At 60.7% G+C, this 18,273-nt stretch carries 18 protein-coding genes; 11 read left to right on the forward strand and 7 right to left on the reverse strand.

Features of this window, described 5'->3' with window-relative positions; all coding sequences use genetic code 11:
- Nucleotides 1–74: 74 nt before the first annotated feature.
- Genes J3A64_RS20365 through J3A64_RS20375 form a run of 3 tightly spaced genes read right to left on the reverse strand, consistent with a single transcriptional unit; the run spans nucleotide 75 to nucleotide 3,269 of the window.
- On the reverse strand, nucleotides 75–1,490 hold the full coding sequence (locus tag J3A64_RS20365) for an aspartate ammonia-lyase (protein ID WP_011776399.1): 1,416 nt from the start codon (nucleotides 1,488–1,490) through the stop codon (nucleotides 75–77).
- A 13-nt stretch (nucleotides 1,491–1,503) separates the two neighbouring features.
- Nucleotides 1,504–2,553: an asparaginase gene (locus J3A64_RS20370; RefSeq protein WP_085939264.1), complete on the reverse strand. Its 1,050-nt coding sequence runs from the start codon at nucleotides 2,551–2,553 to the stop codon at nucleotides 1,504–1,506.
- Nucleotides 2,550–3,269: a FadR/GntR family transcriptional regulator gene (locus J3A64_RS20375; RefSeq protein ID WP_014923019.1), complete on the reverse strand. Its 720-nt coding sequence runs from the start codon at nucleotides 3,267–3,269 to the stop codon at nucleotides 2,550–2,552. The genes J3A64_RS20370 and J3A64_RS20375 overlap by 4 nt, the downstream gene beginning before the upstream one ends.
- 104 nt (nucleotides 3,270–3,373) lie before the next feature.
- On the opposite strand from J3A64_RS20375, the gene J3A64_RS20380 reads away from it, so the two are divergent.
- From J3A64_RS20380 to J3A64_RS20390, 3 genes are all read left to right on the forward strand, one after another.
- Entirely contained in the window at nucleotides 3,374–3,880 is a 507-nt protein-coding gene (locus J3A64_RS20380; RefSeq protein ID WP_043470764.1) for a hypothetical protein, read from the forward strand.
- Between the two features lie 94 nt (nucleotides 3,881–3,974).
- Nucleotides 3,975–4,580, forward strand: a complete 606-nt coding sequence (locus J3A64_RS20385; RefSeq protein WP_286176420.1) for a hypothetical protein — start codon at nucleotides 3,975–3,977, stop codon at nucleotides 4,578–4,580.
- Between the two features lie 86 nt (nucleotides 4,581–4,666).
- Nucleotides 4,667–5,128 carry a DUF3817 domain-containing protein gene (locus J3A64_RS20390; RefSeq protein WP_238324398.1) on the forward strand — a complete coding sequence of 154 codons (462 nt, stop codon included), beginning with the start codon at nucleotides 4,667–4,669 and terminating at the stop codon, nucleotides 5,126–5,128.
- A 189-nt stretch (nucleotides 5,129–5,317) separates the two neighbouring features.
- Here J3A64_RS20390 and J3A64_RS20395 read toward each other — a convergent pair whose 3' ends face one another.
- The 3 genes from J3A64_RS20395 to J3A64_RS20400 form a co-directional block, all read right to left on the reverse strand.
- On the reverse strand, nucleotides 5,318–6,043 hold the full coding sequence (locus J3A64_RS20395) for a hypothetical protein (protein ID WP_210065645.1): 726 nt from the start codon (nucleotides 6,041–6,043) through the stop codon (nucleotides 5,318–5,320).
- A 209-nt stretch (nucleotides 6,044–6,252) separates the two neighbouring features.
- The gene (locus tag J3A64_RS23825) at nucleotides 6,253–6,921 is read right to left on the reverse strand and encodes a DUF6318 family protein (protein WP_307807219.1); all 669 of its coding nucleotides are present in this window, start codon (nucleotides 6,919–6,921) and stop codon (nucleotides 6,253–6,255) included.
- A gap of 119 nt (nucleotides 6,922–7,040) precedes the next feature.
- Nucleotides 7,041–7,421 carry an RNA-binding S4 domain-containing protein gene (locus J3A64_RS20400; RefSeq protein WP_026267468.1) on the reverse strand — a complete coding sequence of 127 codons (381 nt, stop codon included), beginning with the start codon at nucleotides 7,419–7,421 and terminating at the stop codon, nucleotides 7,041–7,043.
- Between the two features lie 325 nt (nucleotides 7,422–7,746).
- Between J3A64_RS20400 and J3A64_RS20405 the strand changes: the two genes are divergently transcribed.
- The 8 genes from J3A64_RS20405 (at nucleotide 7,747) to J3A64_RS20440 (ending at nucleotide 17,432) form a co-directional block, all read left to right on the forward strand.
- A complete protein-coding gene (locus tag J3A64_RS20405; RefSeq protein ID WP_011776391.1) occupies nucleotides 7,747–7,902 on the forward strand; it encodes a hypothetical protein in 156 nt (51 codons plus the stop codon).
- A gap of 138 nt (nucleotides 7,903–8,040) precedes the next feature.
- On the forward strand, nucleotides 8,041–8,907 hold the full coding sequence (locus tag J3A64_RS20410) for an arginase family protein (protein ID WP_307807229.1): 867 nt from the start codon (nucleotides 8,041–8,043) through the stop codon (nucleotides 8,905–8,907).
- Nucleotides 8,908–8,922: 15 nt separating this feature from the next.
- A complete protein-coding gene (locus J3A64_RS20415; protein WP_210065648.1) occupies nucleotides 8,923–10,176 on the forward strand; it encodes a hypothetical protein in 1,254 nt (417 codons plus the stop codon).
- A gap of 4 nt (nucleotides 10,177–10,180) precedes the next feature.
- Nucleotides 10,181–11,572, forward strand: coding sequence for an MATE family efflux transporter (locus J3A64_RS20420; protein WP_210065649.1), 1,392 nt, complete (start codon nucleotides 10,181–10,183; stop codon nucleotides 11,570–11,572).
- Nucleotides 11,573–12,778, forward strand: a complete 1,206-nt coding sequence (locus tag J3A64_RS20425; protein ID WP_210065650.1) for a PQQ-binding-like beta-propeller repeat protein — start codon at nucleotides 11,573–11,575, stop codon at nucleotides 12,776–12,778.
- Nucleotides 12,775–15,033: an O-methyltransferase gene (locus J3A64_RS20430; RefSeq protein WP_210065651.1), complete on the forward strand. Its 2,259-nt coding sequence runs from the start codon at nucleotides 12,775–12,777 to the stop codon at nucleotides 15,031–15,033. The genes J3A64_RS20425 and J3A64_RS20430 overlap by 4 nt, the downstream gene beginning before the upstream one ends.
- Nucleotides 15,026–15,772: an SDR family NAD(P)-dependent oxidoreductase gene (locus tag J3A64_RS20435; protein WP_210065652.1), complete on the forward strand. Its 747-nt coding sequence runs from the start codon at nucleotides 15,026–15,028 to the stop codon at nucleotides 15,770–15,772. The genes J3A64_RS20430 and J3A64_RS20435 overlap by 8 nt, the downstream gene beginning before the upstream one ends.
- Nucleotides 15,759–17,432, forward strand: a complete 1,674-nt coding sequence (locus J3A64_RS20440) for a hypothetical protein (protein ID WP_238324394.1) — start codon at nucleotides 15,759–15,761, stop codon at nucleotides 17,430–17,432. The genes J3A64_RS20435 and J3A64_RS20440 overlap by 14 nt, the downstream gene beginning before the upstream one ends.
- On the opposite strand, the gene J3A64_RS20445 is transcribed toward J3A64_RS20440, so the two are convergent.
- Complete coding sequence (locus tag J3A64_RS20445) at nucleotides 17,417–18,238, reverse strand: aldo/keto reductase (protein WP_210065653.1); 822 nt, start codon at nucleotides 18,236–18,238, stop codon at nucleotides 17,417–17,419. The two genes, J3A64_RS20440 and J3A64_RS20445, sit on opposite strands and share 16 nt — an antisense overlap.
- Nucleotides 18,239–18,273: the final 35 nt, after the last annotated feature.

Below are 18,273 nucleotides of genomic sequence, written 5' to 3' on the forward strand. Positions count from 1 at the left end.
CCGAACAAAGCCTCGTGGGGGTAAGCCTTATGGGGCGAGACGGCTGGTTGGAGCGTTTACAGGCCAGTTTCGGCCTATTTGCTCAGATTTGCCAGACGTTCGGGGCTAAGCAGTTCCTCAAGCTGGGCGGCGGTCAGGAGACCATGCTCCAACACGAGTTCTGCAACGCCCTTGCCCGTTGCCAGCGCTTCCTGGGCGATAGCGGTGGCGGAGGCGTAACCGATATGTGGGTTCAATGCCGTGACGAGACCGATCGACTGCTCCACGGTAAGCCGTAGCCGTTCGGTGTTTGCAGTGATGCCCCGGACGCAGCGCGCCGTAAGGGTGCGGCACGCTGCTTCCAGGTGGGAGATGCTCTTGTGCAGGCTGTGCACAATGATCGGTTCGAAGGCGTTCAGCTGAAGCTGGCCGGCCTCCGCGGCCATGGTGACGGTGACATCGTTGCCGATGACTTCATACGCCACCTGGCTGACCACTTCCGGGATCACCGGATTGATCTTGCCGGGCATGATCGACGAGCCGGACTGTACGGCCGGAAGGTTGATCTCGCCCAAACCCGCACGCGGTCCGGAGGACAGCAGGCGGAGGTCATTACAAATCTTGGAGAGTTTTACTGCCACGCGCTTCAGCACGCCGGACAAGTGAACAAACGCGCCCACATCCTGCGTGGCCTCAATGAGGTCAGCAGCGGTGAGCAGGGGAAGGCCTGTGATTTCGGCCAAGTGGCGGCAGGCAGCTTCGGCGTAACCGGCCGGAGCGTTCAAGCCCGTGCCGATAGCCGTGGCACCAAGGTTGATTTCGTGGATCAGCATGTGGGACTCGTCCAAACGCGCCCGGTCCTCGCCGATGGTCACGGCGTAGCCGCCGAACTCCTGGCCAAGGGTCATGGGGACCGCGTCCTGCAGCTGCGTCCGTCCCATCTTCACCACGGTCCGGAATTCCCGGCCCTTCTCAGCGAAAGCCACCTCGAGTTCTTCGAGGGCTTCCAGGAGTTCCTTGACGGAGAAGATCGTGGCGAGGTTCACCGCCGTCGGGTAGACATCGTTGGTGGACTGGCTCAGGTTCACGTGGTCATTCGGGTGCAGTTTGGAGTACTCGCCCTTGGGGTAGCCCAGGATCTCCAGCGCACGGTTGGCTATGACCTCGTTGGCGTTCATGTTGGAGCTGGTGCCCGCGCCGCCCTGAATCACATCAACCATGAACTGGTCATGGAGCATGCCGTCCATGATGTCCTGGCAAGCCTGCTCGATGGCACCTGCCTTTTCGGCATCCAGGAGGCCGAGCTCATGATTGGTGCGAGCGGCGGCCTGCTTTACCGCGGCCAGGCCCCTGACCAGGTGCTTGTTGGTGGAAAGGGGCTGCCCGGTAATGGGGAAGTTCTCGATAGCGCGGAGGGTATGGACGCCCCAATAGGCATCCGCGGGGACATCGCGGTCTCCCAAGAGGTCGTGTTCGGAACGGAGGGGGATCGCCTGATCGACGGTGGTCATAGCTGTCCTTGGTTTAGTTGCTGAAAATTTGGGCTGCACGGAGCTCGCCGACCGGAAGGCCGCCACCCAGCACAGGTGCACTCTGAAGCGTGTCCAAGCTGCCGCCGTCGACGCCCAACCGGCGCAGAACCTCAACGGTGACCGGCATGCGGGCGCGATCGCCGCCGTCGGAAATCTTCACCGCCAGTCCGGTGCCATTCGGGAGGCCCACCAGCTGGAGGCCTTCAAAGCCGTCCTTCGCCAGCAAGCCCGGGACGGCCCGCATAAGGGCGGTGACGTCGCGGCCTTCGCCGGCCACCATCTGCGGGTATCGGCGCATGGCATGGGCAACCTGGCCCTCGTCCGTGCCTTCGTCGGCAGCGGCGAGGCGGCCGTATGCGCGCGCCATCCCACGAAGGGAGTGGGCGAACAACGGTGTCCCGCAGCCATCAGTGCTGACTGCCGCGGCTTCCTCGCCCGTCAGTTCCGTGATGGTGTCGCGGACGAGCACCTGCAGCGGGTGCTCGGGATGCAAGTACTCCTCCACAGGCCAGCCGTTGATGACGCAGACGGCCGTCATGGAAGCGTGCTTGCCGGAGCAATTCTGGGCTATCTGGGTTGGGCCGTTACCTTGGCGGAGCCACTCTTCGCGTTCAGCCACGCCATAGGGGAGGTCCGTGCTGTTACCGAGGGCCGCTTCGGTGAGGCCGTGCAGCTTCAGGATCTCGGTGGCGCCATCCCGGTGCATTTGGGCGCCGGAATGGCTGGCCGCGGTCAATGCCAGAAGATCCTGGGGGATATCCAACCCCGCTTTGAGCAGCGCAACAGCCTGCAACGGCTTCAGGCTTGAGCGGGGATACATGGGGGCGTCCGGCTCGCCGGCTTGGACTGCGGTGCTGCCATCGGCGTTGAGCGCAATCAGCGAGCCGTAATGGATGCTCTCCACCAGGCCGTCACGGGTCACCTCTACGAGGGGGACGTGGTGGGGCGTCTTGATGTGCTGCGCCGTTGCGGGCGCGGGCGCGGCGTTGTGGGCCGGTGCTTCGGGGACGGGCATGGTGGCTGTGTCCTTTGGGTGGGTCATTTGCTGAGGATCGTGTCCAGTGCCACGCTAACGGCCTGCAGGTGAGCGGCCATCGCTTTGCTTGCGGCTTCGGAGTCGCCGGCTTCGATTGCGTTGAGCACGGCGACGTGTTCCTCGTCCGAGCGGTGTTGCCGGTCAGCGACGAGGTTCAAAGTTTCGGATTGGTGGGCCAGAGCTTCACGGATATCAGAGACGACGCTGGCGAACACCCTGTTTCCGCTGGCCCGGGCAACGGCCGAGTGGAAGCTGGCGTCCAGGTTCACCCAAGCTTCGGGATCGTTCTCGGTGAGCATTTCCTGGACGATGTCCTTGAGGTGCTCCAGTTCCTCCTCCGTGCGGCGCTGGGCGGCGAGTCCGGCTGCCGGAATCTCAATGTGCGGGCGTGCCTCGTTAAGATCCCGCGCACTGTACTGACCCAAGGTAAGGTCGTTAGCAACCTTGTTGGCCACAATGAATGTGCCCTTGCCTGTCTTGGTCACCGTAAGGCCCAAGGTGTTGCAGGACCTCAGTGCTTCCCTGATGACGGAGCGGCTTACGCCGTACTGGCCTGCCAGCGTCGCTTCGGAGCTCAGCTTGGTGCCGATATCGAACTGGCCGCCCTCAATGGCACGCCGGAGGGCCGCAAAGACCGCTTCGGCTGCGGAGATGCGTGAGATGGGCGTATGCCCACCCTGGGGTCCTTGCTGTCCGGCTGTCCGGCTGTCTGACAGGTTCACGTTTTGAATATGGCACGGGTCACAAGAGCGTGTCAACGCTGAAAGGTTTGCTTCAGGCTTTGGCGTCTTTCGGCCGGTCGCCGCGTGGTCCCGCACAATGGACCATGCTCTTCACCAAAAAGTCGCTCACCGAGGAAGGGTTCACCGGCTTCCGGCCCCTCGACGAACTCGACCCCATGCGGATTCCCCAAGGACCCGGCATCTTCATGATCCTCCGCCCCGCGGATTTCGAGCCAGCGTTCCTAAACAAGAGCACTGCCGGGACGTTCAAGAAGAAGGACCCCTCGCTCAAGCGCGAAGCCCTGGAGTCCGAATGGATTACGGATGCTTCGGTGCTGTACATCGGCAAGGCCAGCGCCGGTAGCCAAGGCAACCGGGGGCTCCGCAAGCAGATACAAGAGTTCATGGACTACGGCCGCGGGCGGCCAACCGTCGTCTGGGACGCCCGGCTCATCTGGCAACTCCGCGATGCCCTGGACCTGATCGTTGCGTGGAAGGAATTCTCCGCATCCGACGTCAATGCCGCCGAGGCTGCCTACCACGCAGATTTCGTTTCTGCTTTCGGGAGGCTTCCGTTTGCGAACCTGGTTCAGGCCCGCTCCAAGAAGTAAGAACCTGACACCCCCGCCAAAACAGGCCGACGGCGGAACTTGCTTCCCGCCGTCGGCCTGCCGCTCGCTTGGATTCCCGCGCATAATGTCATCCATGACGGCCCTCGTCCCCGCTGGAAGCACATCGCATGGACCCCGGATCACGGTGGAGGTGCCTGTCCTCCGCGTCGGGGCAGGGGCATCGGACTACGAAGGATTGAACCGGTTCGTCGATTCCCTCCGTAAACCGCAGAGCCTCCACATGACCTTTCTGCATGTCGGCATTTTGGACGATCTCGGCAGCGACATCGTTGCGTGGACCAAAGGTCTGTCGGCGCCAGAGAAAGTGCTTCCCGAGATCGCCAGTTGGTTGACGGAGCTGCCGGTGTTGCAGGGCTTTTTGGGGAAATCGGACAAACTGATCCCTTTGGGCGGTGGGCGCCTTATGGGTCTCGAGGTTGACGTGCCGCAGGAGGTTCACGACTACCAGGCACTCTTGGTGCAAGGGCTACACGTACTTTTCGACGACCTCGGCCTCGACAACATTGACGACTTCATCCTGAGCTCGCCCGCGCTTGGTTACAAGTCACCGCGGTGGTTGCCCCATATCGCTGTAGGCAAGGCGAGATCCCGGCACGAGTCACCTATGGACATTGCTCCTGTGGCCATCGAGTTCGGCGACTCGCGCATCCGGAACCGGGAGACGCTGCCATTGCCGTAACCCTGCGAGGCCTTTGCCATGACATGAGGGAAGTTCTACAGCCGGTAAAATAGGGTGTGACTCCCGTTTTCTACCTGAGGACTTCCATGCAGCCCCGCACTTTGTTCCGTACCGTTGCTTTCGCCGAAGCCGTGACATGGACGCTGTTGTTGATCGGGCTGTTCCTTAAGTACGTCACGCGCACCACCGACGTTGGGGTGAGCATTGCCGGAGGCATCCACGGTTTCGTGTTCCTTTGCTACGCTGCGACGGCTGCGTTCACGTGGATCAACCAGAAGTGGTCAACTCGAACGGGCTTGCTTGCTATCGCTTCCGCCGTCATCCCCTATGCCACCATCCCCATGGAGAAGTCTCTGGACCGCCGCGGCCTCCTCGCTGGCGACTGGCGCTTGACCGCTGGAGGAGAGGCACCCCGAGGCGGATTTGAGAAAGCCCAGGCCTGGGTTCTTCGGAACCCGATTCTTGCCGTAGTTGTCACCCTGGTCGCCGTGGGAGCAGTGTTCAGCTTCCTGCTGTTCATGGGTCCTCCAGGTACCTGGTTCTCCTAAGTTTCGGCAGGCGAAAAGCATCGGTTCTTCGGAACTGATGCTTTTCTTCACTTAAGGCGAAGTATCCCTGCTTTCATGGGCCGCAATCACCCACTTTGAATCGTGGGTGGTTTCGAGGCGCCGTCTTTTTGGTGTGTCGCCAGGATGCGGCGATCAAAGTGGGTGGTGGCGGTACGTGGCGCCGTCTGCCTATCTGGTTTCTGTGCCGGGGCAGCCCCATGAGTTGGGGTTTTCCTGGCAGGTGTCGGCGACGAGTGCTTTTTCTGTTTTCCAGACGTGGATTGTTTTGGTGGGTGTGGTGATGTCCAGGGTGCCGTTGATGGGTAGTGGTGGGCCGTTGTTGACCGAGTAAGTGCCGGTGAAGCTGGTGGTGACGGCGGTTTGGTAGTTGCCGGTGTCGGTGTAGGTGTGGCTGGTGCGGGTTTGGTTGTTGAGCCATTCGGTTTCGGGGATGGTGTAGCCGGCGGCGGGTGTGGGTCCGAGGGTGGTGCCGTCTCCGTAGGTGTAGGTGTAGCTGGTGGGTGTGGCGGTCAGGTGGACTGCTTGGCCGAGGATGGTGAGGTCGAAGGTTTGGTCTGCGGCGGTGGCGTAGAAGTTGGTGGGTCCGCCTTTGAGGGTGTGGGGGAAGGGTTGGGCTTCGAGGTTTCCGGGGTTGACGGGGAGTTGGCGGAAGTCGTTCAGGATCCGGGCGGCGATGTTGGCCAGGACGTTCTCGGGTTGGGGGTCGTAGAGGCAGGTGGGTCCGCTGACGGGGATCCAGTCGGTCCAGCCGGGGTTGGTGATGGCTTTGGGCGCTTCTTTCCAGATGACCGGAGTGCCTTCCTCGCCTGCGGGTGTGGTTGCCGGGCAGTCGAGGGCGTCGCAGCCCGGGTCTTTGGTGTCGGGGCCGTCGGCGCGGCAGTGGGTGTCGGCCATGTACTGATTTGGGTCCTCGGCTGCGGTGGTTAGATTCGTGGAAGGCATACCCGTCGTTGGGTTTATGGTGAACTCTGCGCCGACCGAAATGGAGCGATCAGTAAATCCGGTGCCTGGGCTTGGTGAGTTGGCAGCCCATGAAGGCGCCGGGTAAAGCGATACCGAAACGAGTAAGATACCCACGGCTACCAATCGGGCAGATAGAGAACTCATCTAATGACCCCAAGATCTGTTGCAGACCACGCCCCATTGGCAAACTCACCAAAGAAGGCGGCCGCGTCATTAATCGCGGGCGTCGGCTCTCTACCATTCGAACCATCTGCATTTTTATACAGGATCTGGTCCTGCAGCACCTGCACTCTCGCGGTTTGCGTTAGGGCCGAGGACTCCCACAGGACTTCGATTACAGGTGTCCGATACCTTCCGCCGACAAGCCATCGGCCCTCTGTGTAGTTTGTCGCGACGTTCGACAGGAGATCTGTGCAGAGCAAGCAGCTAGACCGAGACAACTCGCTGGCTCTGGAGACATCGCCGGTTTCGTACGCGTAACTAAGCACCTGGAACCAGTACCCAATGAACGCCTCCAGCCCTGCCTCCGAGTTCTCCTTCGCCAGCTCCGGCATCACGGGAACGGGTACGTTCTGTGCTTTCCCCGCCGCGTCGGCTGGCTTGTACACAGGGGAGGCAGACGGAGTAGCCGACGCTGCCGGAACCGAGACGCTTGAGGTGGGCGCCGCCGTCGTCGGGTTGGATTCTGAAGGTGTGACGCCCGGTGTGGAGCCGCTCGCGCAGCCGCTCAGAAGCATCAGAACGCCGACTCCCACTACCCCCGTTCGGATACGAACAAAAGGAAAAGAGGCAAACGACGGTAGTGACATGGAAAGCTCCCCAGCAGCAGTTCGGCGGTGTGCCGGTCAGTCTAGGCCGGGGGCGGAGCAGGATTCATGTCAGAAAAGTCGGCCTGTGGATAAGTGCATAGAGCAGCTCATCTCTACACCTAGCCCCGCAGTTTCTCCATGTCCCGTCGGTCCTTCTTGGTGGGTCGGCCGGCGCCGCGGTCTCGCTGGGGGAGGCCGAGCTTGGGGGCTACGGGACGCGGGGGAGTGTGGTCGGTGAAGCAGTGGGAAGCGGCTTCGGCGCCGACACGTTTGGCGATGAGACGCCGTACCTCAAGGATCCGCTCCCAGCCTGACTCCCGGACCCGGATGGTGTCTCCAATGATCACGCTCTGCGACGCCTTGACCGGGTTCCCGTTGATCCGGATGTGCCCTGCTCGGCAGGCGGCCGTGGCAGCGGAACGGGTCTTATACGCGCGGATCGCCCACAGCCAAGCGTCGACTCGGACGTTGGCCGGGGACGATGACGGGATGCTCATCATTGAATTGTCGCCGATAACCGGGATGTGTGCACGGCAGACCCAGTTTTCAGGCACCAGTGGCCCTCTTGAGTGCCCGCATAGCGGGGCGGTCATCAATTTGACTTGCACAATTTGAACTTTCCTGCATCTGCAATTGTTTTGACCAGACGGCACTTGACTTGATTTCAAAATGCACTTGATATAAGGCGATAAAGTTGATTTAGAAATCCCCCTGGAGCCCTGTTTTGGGCGGAATGCGTGTGTTAGCGTGTTCACGTACTGATCAGTACGTATTGCTGGAGTTCAATCAATATCTGATTGGCAATTTTAATTGGAGGGGAATTAAATGACTGAAAAGAACTACGAGAAGAGCCCTGCTTTCTTCCGTGCGGCAACTCCGGGCATCTTCTTCGAAGAAGAATTTGGTACCGAAGCTGCGACCGAAGGTCTTGTGGCCGTTCAGTCGATTGATGCTGAACTCGAAGCTATCCTGGCCAAGTAATTTGGTGGGCCGGTTGGGTTAGCGCCCAACCGGCCCATTGCCGCCCTATTGACACGGAACGTGATGCTTAGAAAACCACCGCGCGGGTTTGCCGGACTTGCCGTCGGCGCGGACCCGCGCGACCTTGGTAGTGCCCGTGTGGCAATTCTGGGAGTGGCATCCTCAGCAGGCTCTCCACACGACGGTGCAGAAAACGGCCCGGCGTTTCTTCGGGCTGCTTCCCGCCGTTATACCTGGGGCTACCCGGATGGTTGCCTGATGAACGCGGAGACTAGTCGAACGGATTTCGCTGCCGTTGATCTGGGGGACATCGTTCCGGTCGGGTCCTCTGCCCAGGAAGTGGCGGAAGAGATCGGAAGTGTCGTCGCCGACCTCGATTCCCGTTCTGTGCCATGCGTCATCGGGGGTGACCACAGCATTACTGCCGGAGTCATCAGCGGTCTCATAGCCAGGGGAACTGCGCCCGCCCGGGTGATTCAGTTCGACCAGCACTTGGACATACAACTGTGGGAACCGGTGACATCTAAGCCCTTGGATCCACTGTTCAACACCAACGTCATCTCCCATGTGGGCGAGCAACTGGGTCGGCGGAGTGTGCTGCAGGTAGGAATGGATCCCTTTATCGCAATCAGCGCGTCGTCGTCTGCAGAGTTATCAGGGCGCCTGGACGTGAGCGCGGGCATTATTCCTGTGACCTCCCCGCTGCTGCGGGACGAACCGGGGCTGGTAGAGGCGCTCGGCTCTGAGGTGCCCACCTACGTTTCGATTGACGTTGATGTCATCCAACAGGCCCAAATGGGTTCCACGGGATACCCTGCGCACATTGGAATGGATACGGCCGACCTCATAAGGGTCCTGGATGTGGTTCTTCGCAATAATCCCATCGTCGGTTTGGACATTGTGGAGTTCAGTGCCGCCCGGGAAGCGCGGGAGCCGGCCGTCCTAGCGGATGCCATGCGCGCCGCGGACCTGCTGATGGGTGCAATTTCACGCTTGACGTCCTGAAATGAGGAGCACGCATTGATATCACGTATTAACCATGCCAAATCCATCAGCAAAGCTTTGAATATTTCCGAGATTGCCGGATGGGACCGCTGGAACTCTTTCACAGAAACAATCATCGGATTTGATTTGCCCTCGCAGCAGGACGAGATCGTGGAATTTTCCCGCGAGAACGTTGCGGCATTTTCGGCCACCATCCCGGGGGACTACTACTACCCGATAGGGCAGGTTTTCGAGCCGGATGTCGTTCGGGAAGTGTGCGACCTTCACGGGCTCGACTACGAAGACGTGACGACGCTCCGCACCCATGGTGGTGAGCGCCTGAACGAACTTCGCGATCGTATGGCCCGCGTTGAGACGATGGATGATGCTGATGCCATAGTCCTAGCCAGTGCTTTGGTTACCCTCTCGCGGTTCGAGCTTGCAAGCAGCGTGTTGACGCGTGCAGGTGGGCGGGGAGCGCGATTCCAGTTTGAGGCCGCCTTGCTTCGCTACATCATTGGAAACCGCACCCAAGGACGTGGGCTGGACGTGAACCTCATGTCAGAGGTTCGCAGGACTGCAGCATCCCAGGAGGTCCCGGCCCACCGCTTGCTCGACGCTTGCAGCATTGCCGTGGTCTGGTATTTGAAGGGTGTCGGAGTCACTAAAGAAGATTTCGAGTGGTTCGCCAGGACAGGAAACACGGTGGTTCTGGAGCACGGAAAGAAGATACCTGCCGTTTCGACGTCGGCCTGGTACCGCGGCGTGGCGATGATCCCTGCCGAGATCGGTGACGTTTCCCGTACTCGGGCACTCATGAATGAAGCGGCTGTTTCAGCTCAGAGGGCCATGGAAGACAGCGATGCTCCCTTCGCCCGGAATCTGCATAAGACGTACCTTGAGTCCTCCGTCAAAGAACATCTCTACGTCTCACGTGACGAGGAGAAGGCGCTTCAAGCCGCCAAGGACCTGGTCGCTTGGGATCCGCTGTGGTCAGTGAGCGCCGGTGAATACGCAGATGTGCTCGCAGCCTTCGGCAAGGCTGAGTTGGCTGCAGAAACCTATGATCGAGCCACCTCTCTGGGGGCTCCTTACGTGACCCACCACCTTCGCAAAGCAGCGCAGCAGTACGCCAAGGCAGGAATGACCCACAGAGCGATTGCCCGGTATCTGGTCCTCGCCAGCATGCTCCCGGATCCATCCGAGGTGTTGGCCACGGTAGACAACATGCTGGACAACAACACCCATGCAACGCTGATGGCTGTGCGGCAGCAGTTGGCAGCAAGCTGAGCTGATGTCACAACAGGTCAATTCAACGGAGGACACGGCAGAGTCGGGCGCGGCTTCCCACACCATACTTTCGCCGCGGACGTTTGTCTCCTTGGCCGGGACCATGTTCGCAGTCGATCTCCTGAGCGCGGGAAACGGGGCCATCGACCTGGCCTTCGTGGCCCCGTTTGGGGCACTCATGGTGGCTGGCATAGGTTTAGGCGATCTGGTCACCGCACTGTTCATGGCGTTCTTTGCGGGCATCATCGACGTTTTCGCCGTGAAATTGGCCCGCGCTGAGGGCCGCAACGACGCCAGCAAGCTATTGTCCAAATTGTTTGCCGCCCTGCTTCTGGTCGCCGCCGTCTGGACTGCTGCCGGAATGCTGGTCAGCCGAGTTGTTCCCCTGATTTTTGACCTCGTGGGCTCTGAGCCGGCAGTTGCTGCCATAGCAACCGATTACTTGACGGTGCGGATGCTTGGCATTCCGTTCACGTTGGCCCTGGCGGCCGTGTCGATCACCCTGCGCATCGTGGGACGACAACGCGCTTCGATAGTCCTCATCGCCACGGTGTTCGTCCTGAATGCCGCCTTCAACGCAGCCTTGGTGTATGGCCCGCTGAAAGTATTGGCAGCCAACCCGGTGATGGCAGTGGCCATCGCGACAGTGATTGCCCAGGTCTTGACTGCTGCCTGCGGTTTTGTTGTCCTCGCCCGGCATTTCTCCCGGTCCCGGGGAGAACGCACTGACGGCTCCGACCAACAGCGGATTATCCCGTTGACCCGGGAGATGTTTACCACGAGTCTTGGCATCGGGCTCAGGCAGATGAACAACTACGCCGCGGCTGTAGTGCCCTTCATGCTCATCAGCCGCCTGGACGTAGGCACTGTCGCGGCTGCAGCGGTCGCAACGAGGATCTGGACTCTCTACTGCCGGGTACCGCAGGCGACCCTCGGCGCCGTCGGCGTCTTTGTCGGATACTCCCGAGGGCGGAGCCAGCAAGACGCCCACGCTGTAGTGCAACGTTCGCGCAAGTACGTGGTGTGGCCCAGTTTCATCGCCGCTGCAGGCGTAGCAGCGGCCGTCCCCGTCCTTGCCAAGGTTTTGGGCGGTGACGAGGTCGACGTCGGTCTGGTCTGGCTACTGACTGCCGCGTATCTCATCGCGGTTCCCGCCTACGTCGTGGAGAATTTGTGCGGCGAAATCCTGACGGTTGAGCAGCGGGCCGCATGGCTATCCTTGCCATCAACGGTGGTCACGTATCTGGTAACCATTCCTATCGCTATCGTCGGAATTCTGGTTTGGGAATCGGCACTGGTTGCCGTTGCATCCGCAGCCGTCGCGTCGCTTCTCCTGGCATTGAGGTACAGCATGCGGACCCGGCAGCTCGGATACCGGCTTATGGGAGGGGCCTGAATGACGCTGGAAGCTGTATCAGCAATGGGTCTCCACTCGCGGCACGCCATGGGCAAGACCTCCATGGAATGCACGGCCCAAACCACCTGGCCGGGATCGCGCCGTCGGGAACCGCAGGTGGTTGCGGTCCGCACCGTCAACGAGAAAAGCCTGCTTTCGGATGACCACGTTCCGGTCGCCTTTAATGCGAGCCCCCTCCCTGTGGCGGACATAGGTGTGATCATCGGGGGCGAGGATGGTCGAGTCCGGTTCCTGGACACGACCATGCAGCGCGAGTATTGGGTTCGACGCCTGGACGCAGGAATCTACTCTTCCCCTGTTGCTATTCCGGGAGCTGCCGATTTCCTGGTTGCGAGCACGGGCGGGATGGTTGTCCGCTTCGACCTCAGGGGCCGTGCCGTGTGGACGGCTGCCCTGTCCGGCCCAGTCTTGGGCACCATCGCCTTTTCGCCCGACGGCGGGACGGCCTACGTTCCGGTTTTCGGGCACAGACTGGTGGCCCTCGATGTGGCGTCCGGAAATACGAAGTGGACCTTCGACACAGCGTCCGCAACTTACCAGAACACCTATGCTTACGACCGCGCACCCTATGCGTCACCCGTGGTTTTCGAATCCGGAGAAGTAGTGGTGGTGGACCACGACGATGTGGCCTGCCTGCAGGCGGACGGTCTGCTCCAATGGCGTGCCAGAGCCAATGGGATCATCAGATCGTCACCCACAATCTGCAAGGACATGGTGGTCTGCGCTACGACGGAGGGAGTCCTCTGCCGATGGACCCGAAGCGGAACGCAGCTGGCTGACCTGACGATGGGTGGACGGATCGATGGCAGCCTCGCATCGATTCGGGAACTCGTCATTGTTCCGGTAAGGGGACAGGGAATCTCAGCGGTGGATGCGGTAACTGGTGCCCGGGTATGGCACTGGACCGGTGGCGGGCTCTTCGAGTACACATCCCTGGTCATGGGGGAGGAACAGACGGTGCTTTTCACCAGCGACCGGGGAACTGTTTGCTGCCTTGATGCATGCAGTGGTGCGTTCTTGTGGGAGTCTTCGCAGATTATTGGCCGGCCCGATCACCCCACCGCGGTGCACACGTCGCCCATGCCTTGCGGTGATGGCAGCCTGTACGTGGCTTCGTACGACGGCGATTGCTACCGCTTTGACCATCCCATGCTGGAAGACCCGGAAAGTGGGCAACGACCATGACGAACGTGGCGGCAATGACGGAGCCCGGCTACAAGGTTGGCCTTCGGAACTGGTTGCAAGAGCGGAACTCACGAATGTCCGCCTCCGGGGAAACCCTGGTGGATCACAACAACACCGCGTATCTGATGGCTTTCCTCGAAGCCAATGACGACCTCTTCGACCACGCTTTCCGCGCCTCACTCAACGGACAAGCGGACGGGCCACAACGTGGACCGGCTGATTCCAGGGTTGCTGTTGAGGAAGCGGCCCGGGCGCTCCGTGAAGAAGAAAGACACTGCACCTTCGGGGGCGGCGTTCCTCCCGCGGAAGATGACAGACTACCCGCGTTTGTCGCGGTGGAGCGGTCCCTTGCGCACGCGCCAACTCGCTCTCACCGCAAAGCTGTCCGAACTGCCTGGGATGCTGCGTTGGACGTGGAATCACTGGCCGTCCAAGACCTGGCGGTAGCAGTCCGCAACCTGAGGGCGGAAGCATCGGATCCTTCATGCCGGGGCATTGCGGCAGACAATTTCGTTGGGACCTTTTCCGCATCCGTCGTCAACGGCATGTCCAGGATCTTTGGCACGGCTCCCTTGTCGCTGGTCTCCTGTGCTGAGCTGGCCATGGAGGAAACCCCGGCCAAAATGTTGGCGCTCGCGTTGCAAACCCGGGAACCGATGCTCGACGTTGACAGAGTCCTAGAGGAAATACGCCGACGGCTGGAAGCCGTCACCGGTTCGACGGCGCGTGCCTCCTTTGCCGGTGACCGATGGGAAGTGCTTTTCGGAGGTTCCGCCGACGGGAAGGTGCCCTCGTCCGGCGTCGTCATCTGGCCACTGCTTGGCCCGAATTCCGACTCCCGGGAGGCGACCGGGCGAGCCACCTCGGCGACCGGTCCCGGAGTGCCCACAGCCCATGTGGGCCTGCGCTGTTCGTCGCGTCCTGATGGGCGCCTTGTCATGCACCTTCGGGATCTGAAGGCCACTCTCCACGAGCTGGGCCATGCCGTCCATCATGCGCTCACGGCATCCCGTGAGCCCCTCAGACACGGACTCGAATCGGCCGGAGAAACCGAAATAGACCTGCTGAGTCTCTGGCTTGAATGGACTGTCTTCGACGCCGGGTGGGGCGGTTGCGTTATCCCTGCGGCTGGAGAACCGTCCGGCAAGGGCCTGGCTGAATGGCAGGGCATCCTCCAGTTGGAGGCGCTCAAGGAATTACCCCTGCGTGCACTGGTCATGGAACTGGACCGGAAATGGCTGATGCATCCGGAGTTTGACTACCAGGATGTGTGGCGACAGGTCACTGATTCCGACCCGGCCGGGCATGCGTCAACGTACCTGGAGGCCCTGCATAGGTTGACCTGGCCTATCCCGGCGACCCGCCCTGGTGCAGAGTATGGACTGTTTTGGGCCATGTCGGAGGTTGCCGGTACGTGGATGCAACGTCATGGGTTGGCTTCGCACGACCAGACACCGCCCGCAGCCTGGTTCGAAAGAATCCTCGGGAAGGAACCCCACCAGGCGCCGGATCCCACCGCCCTGATCACCTTCTTGGAGCAGGCTGCGGGAGCAACCAAACAAGACCCCTTAACGGCTGACGAAGGAAACCCGATGAGCTCTACGCGTGAGTATCCCTCCGACTATATTTCTGCGATGCTTCCAGCACGCGACCCGGAACTGACCAGCATGTTGCGGCAGGCGATAGTCGATGAGCAGCTTCCACCCATCCAAGTGGATGACAACGCTGCCAAGCTCCTTGAATGCCTTACCCTGCTTGCGCGGCCGCAACTGGTCATCGAAATCGGAGCACTTTTTGGATACTCAACGATCCATCTGGCACGCGGTCTCGGAAAGGGTGGCCAGCTGATTTCCTTTGAGATCGATCCGAAGTCGGCAGAGATCGCCCGGGAAAATGTCTCGCGCTTCGGGCTCGATGACAGGGTCCGGATATCCACCGAGGATGCCGTGTCGGCACTTTCCCGCATGGCCCCGGAAAGTGCTGATCTGATCTTCATCGATGGCGCCAAGACCGAGTACGTCGAATACGTGAAGGCAGCCTTCCCACTTTTGCGGGCAGGAGGGGCGCTCCTTATCGATGATGCCTTTGCCGGTGGAACCTATGCTGTCCATGAAGGTGGCGAAGATGACCGATTGGGGGAATCAATCCGTCAAGTGGTGCGCGCCCTCGCCAGGTCGCAGCGGGTTACCGCATCATTCCTCGGCACCGAGCACGGGATGCTGCTCGCCGTGAAGCGAGGAAATGATGATGAATAACCAGGTTCTTATCATCGGTGCTTCCCGCGGTTTGGGCCTGGACCTGGCCAAGTCATTCATTCAGCACGGCAGTGCCGTCATTGGCGTGCATTCGGGCGCGTCCGCGCCTCCGTCCGTTGAGGGCATGACATGGATGGAATGTGACCTCGCGGAGAGCGAAGGGCGTCGGCAGACAGTTGAGTCCCTTGATGTGATCCCCTCCAGGATCATCTTTGCTGCAGCTTTCGACCCCAGGTCGGACCACCCTGCTTCAGGCGAACGGGATGGTGTTACTCAGTCGCTCTTGGTCAATGGTGCTGGCGGCTACGACATTCTCAGGCTCTTGATTGAAAAGTCGGACAGTCCTCTATCCATCGCTGTCGTTGGATCGGAAGCGATCTACACGCCGGATGCAGGTTCTGCTGGTTATGCTGCGGGCAAAGCCGCACTCAAAGTTCTTACAGGAGCCCTCACCGACCTGTGCCGGACCCGCGGAGGAGCTGTCTTCGAAGTGATCTTCGGTGCGCTGAACAGCGAACAGCGTAGGGAGGAGTTCGCTGCCGCGTCAGTCAAGTACAAGGTAGGAATTGAGGAGCTCGTTTCACGAACGTTGGCGCGGGCCAACCCGGAGTCCAGGATCAGAAGGTTCATTGAACCATCGGAATGCGCCCGATTGGTTTCCTGCGGCTTCGACTTGGGCGACATTGCCAATGGTGCCTCATTCCGACTGGATGGAGGTTCCGGCGGTGCCTTCCGCTGATTCATCCCGTAAAAGCCTGTTGGCCACGGCTTATGGGTTGGACCCCTTTGCGCTTCCGGACAGGCAAACCATCGCGGAACGAATGCGGCAACTCTATGCGCTCCGTGACGTCAGGACAGGATCCCGCATCGGTTCCGACAGTGAAATAGCTGACGTCCTTGCCATCAATAACGTGGTTGAGTCCTGGTTCCTTGCCATGCGGGAAGTCCAGCGGGACGCAGACCTTGCCGAACTGCAGGACGTCAGGGATCTGTTCTATTCGAATGCCAAAGATGATCTGGCGTTTATTCATTGGTTGGACAGGGCAGCTCCGGTAACTCCGACGATGGATGCTGCGCGTAGGACGTTACGGGATCAGCTCCAGCAAAAGATGGTTAACGACGCCGCTTCACCGGCTTCCAGCCCCCGCCGGACAGCTGCCATCATCGCGGAAATCCGTAATCAGCAACGGAAACTGGTGACTTCGCTGGTCTCAGGGAGTGGCGCGGATGATCCCTCCGTAACTTACCGGCAGCTCCTGGCCACGCTGGATTCCAGCCTGACCAGGAAACGGTTGGTGGAGGCGTGGAGCCGGATTGCACGTGAGCATGCCGGGGATCTCCAGCGCGCCCTGAAGACAGATCGTCACCAGACCAAGCTTCCAGACCTGCAACTTCGCGAGGTCTTGGCCCAATTCCACGAGGCTGCGCTTCAAGACGTTGAACATCTCCGCGCCGGCGTTGGGCCTTCGGCTGATTTATACGCAGACGTGCCCTATGTACTGCAGCAGAAAATCCGCGGCGTAAGGTCCAGCCTTTTCTCCGTAGAAGAGGCGTTTCGGATCGCCCAGCACATTGTGGCGGTGACGGCCGGTGTCTCCCTGACAGTTGAGCCCGCCGGCTCGGATGTCTGGTTTGCCTCCCTTTCCACGGCGGCAATGCCGCTTGCCCGGATCAGGGTGGAGTTCGCAGGCACGTCGCGTAGGTTCAGGCAGAACTATACGCAGCCGGTGCGAAACCGCGTGCTTCTTGCCGATGGTTGGATTCCAGCCAGTTCTGCTATTTCCTGTGGTGTGACGCGTCAGGCAGGCGAGGCATTGAAGTTGTCGTTTCAGAACCTCCTGAGCTTGCTCCATGAACTGGGGCATGCGTTGCAGCACGCTTGGCCGAAGACGGGGGCGGTGAACGTCGCAGGTTTGGAAGGAGTGCCTCCGGAGGCCAGCGAGACTGTCAGCCTCTTCCTGGAGAAGGGGGCTTTCACCGTCGATATTCCGGCGTTAATTGGCCGGCCTTGCATGGAAGAAGCCATCCAAACGGCGCGCACCGTGAATATGATGACACAACGAATGACCGCACCTTCCAGGGCTCAATCGGCCCGGCTGGCCTTGGCAGTTGCCACTGGGGATCAGGAAACCTATGGGCAGCTATGGCACGGCGCCTCGGAGGGTCATCCCGGGGCTATCAGTGATTTCGTGGATAACATGATTGAAATTGCCCTGGATGAGTCTTTCCCAGGTCCTTGGCGTTATGTTCTCGGGGGCATTGAGTCGGCATCAGCCGTCAGTGTCCGCGTCGGAGCAGCCGCCCTCATGGCCACTGATCGAACGCCCTTATTCGATGTCCCCGCGTATTTCGCCTTTTATGGGGCAACCCACCGGCCAGCCGATTACAGTTCAAAGTGAGTCACTGGATCCGGTTTAGCCAGAGAGAACCGGTCCAACCGGGCCAGCCGCTGGCTGTCAGCGGGCGCTAGCTCCAGTGGCCGGGAGTCAAGGTTGGCACGCAGTTGCTCCAGGGTGCTGGCTCCGAGCACCACTCTGTGCCCTAGGCCGAGTTGCCACCCGATCAGCAATTGGGCGGGTGAACAGCCGTACTGCTGGGAAAGCTCCGAAATGAGGCGCGTCTGCATGAGCCCTGAACCTGATTCCAGGACGCGGTATGCCTGGATCCCGACCGGGACCGTCTCAGCAAAGCGGGTGAAGTCCGTCTGCCCAACGATGGGCGAGAGATGCAGCTGGTTCACAACCGGCCACTCGCCGGTCTCCGTTCTTACGGCGCGGACCATCGCTGAGGAAGCATTGCTCAGTCCAACGCCGCGAACCAGCCCCTCTGCGCGGGCGTCCAGCATCTGCGCGAAAGTGGAGGGCAACGCCCTGACCATGGGCAGGGGCCAGTGTGGAACAACCATGTCAGCGAAGCTCGTGCCGAGGGCCTCGAGACTCCGTTCGATTGCCTGATGAACGCGCGCCCGGCTCCCGTACTCATTCCCACGCACTTTCACCGTGATGAACAACTCGCGCCGATCGATGCCGGAATCGCGAATGGCACGTCCAATCGCGGCCTCCGTACCGTACAGCGCGGCCGTGTCGAAGGAACGGTAGCCCATGTCGAGTGCCCAGCCAACCAAACGGTAGACATCTGTGGGCGGGCGTAATCCGGTGCCCAGGGTTATAGCTGGAAGGGCTGTGCCTGCCGAGTGCTGGCTCAATCGCTCCTCCAAAACTATGGCCCACCTGCGGCGGC

This window comes from Pseudarthrobacter sp. PvP004, assembly GCF_017876035.1.
Classification (GTDB): Bacteria; Actinomycetota; Actinomycetes; order Actinomycetales; family Micrococcaceae; genus Arthrobacter; species Arthrobacter aurescens_A.

What these genes read in the sequence shown, in the direction of transcription:
- J3A64_RS20400 (WP_026267468.1), bottom strand. Translation starts at nt 7,421, where the DNA reads ATGATGAGCATCCCGTCATCGTCCCCGGCCAACGTCCGAGTCGACGCT.
- J3A64_RS20385 (WP_286176420.1), top strand. Translation starts at nt 3,975, where the DNA reads ATGACGGCCCTCGTCCCCGCTGGAAGCACATCGCATGGACCCCGGATC.
- J3A64_RS20380 (WP_043470764.1), top strand. Translation starts at nt 3,374, where the DNA reads ATGCTCTTCACCAAAAAGTCGCTCACCGAGGAAGGGTTCACCGGCTTC.
- J3A64_RS20420 (WP_210065649.1), top strand. Translation starts at nt 10,181, where the DNA reads ATGTCACAACAGGTCAATTCAACGGAGGACACGGCAGAGTCGGGCGCG.
- J3A64_RS20425 (WP_210065650.1), top strand. Translation starts at nt 11,573, where the DNA reads ATGACGCTGGAAGCTGTATCAGCAATGGGTCTCCACTCGCGGCACGCC.
- J3A64_RS20390 (WP_238324398.1), top strand. Translation starts at nt 4,667, where the DNA reads ATGCAGCCCCGCACTTTGTTCCGTACCGTTGCTTTCGCCGAAGCCGTG.
- J3A64_RS20405 (WP_011776391.1), top strand. Translation starts at nt 7,747, where the DNA reads ATGACTGAAAAGAACTACGAGAAGAGCCCTGCTTTCTTCCGTGCGGCA.
- J3A64_RS20435 (WP_210065652.1), top strand. Translation starts at nt 15,026, where the DNA reads ATGAATAACCAGGTTCTTATCATCGGTGCTTCCCGCGGTTTGGGCCTG.
- J3A64_RS20370 (WP_085939264.1), bottom strand. Translation starts at nt 2,553, where the DNA reads ATGACCCACCCAAAGGACACAGCCACCATGCCCGTCCCCGAAGCACCG.
- J3A64_RS20430 (WP_210065651.1), top strand. Translation starts at nt 12,775, where the DNA reads ATGACGAACGTGGCGGCAATGACGGAGCCCGGCTACAAGGTTGGCCTT.
- J3A64_RS23825 (WP_307807219.1), bottom strand. Translation starts at nt 6,921, where the DNA reads ATGTCACTACCGTCGTTTGCCTCTTTTCCTTTTGTTCGTATCCGAACG.
- J3A64_RS20365 (WP_011776399.1), bottom strand. Translation starts at nt 1,490, where the DNA reads ATGACCACCGTCGATCAGGCGATCCCCCTCCGTTCCGAACACGACCTC.
- J3A64_RS20395 (WP_210065645.1), bottom strand. Translation starts at nt 6,043, where the DNA reads ATGGCCGACACCCACTGCCGCGCCGACGGCCCCGACACCAAAGACCCG.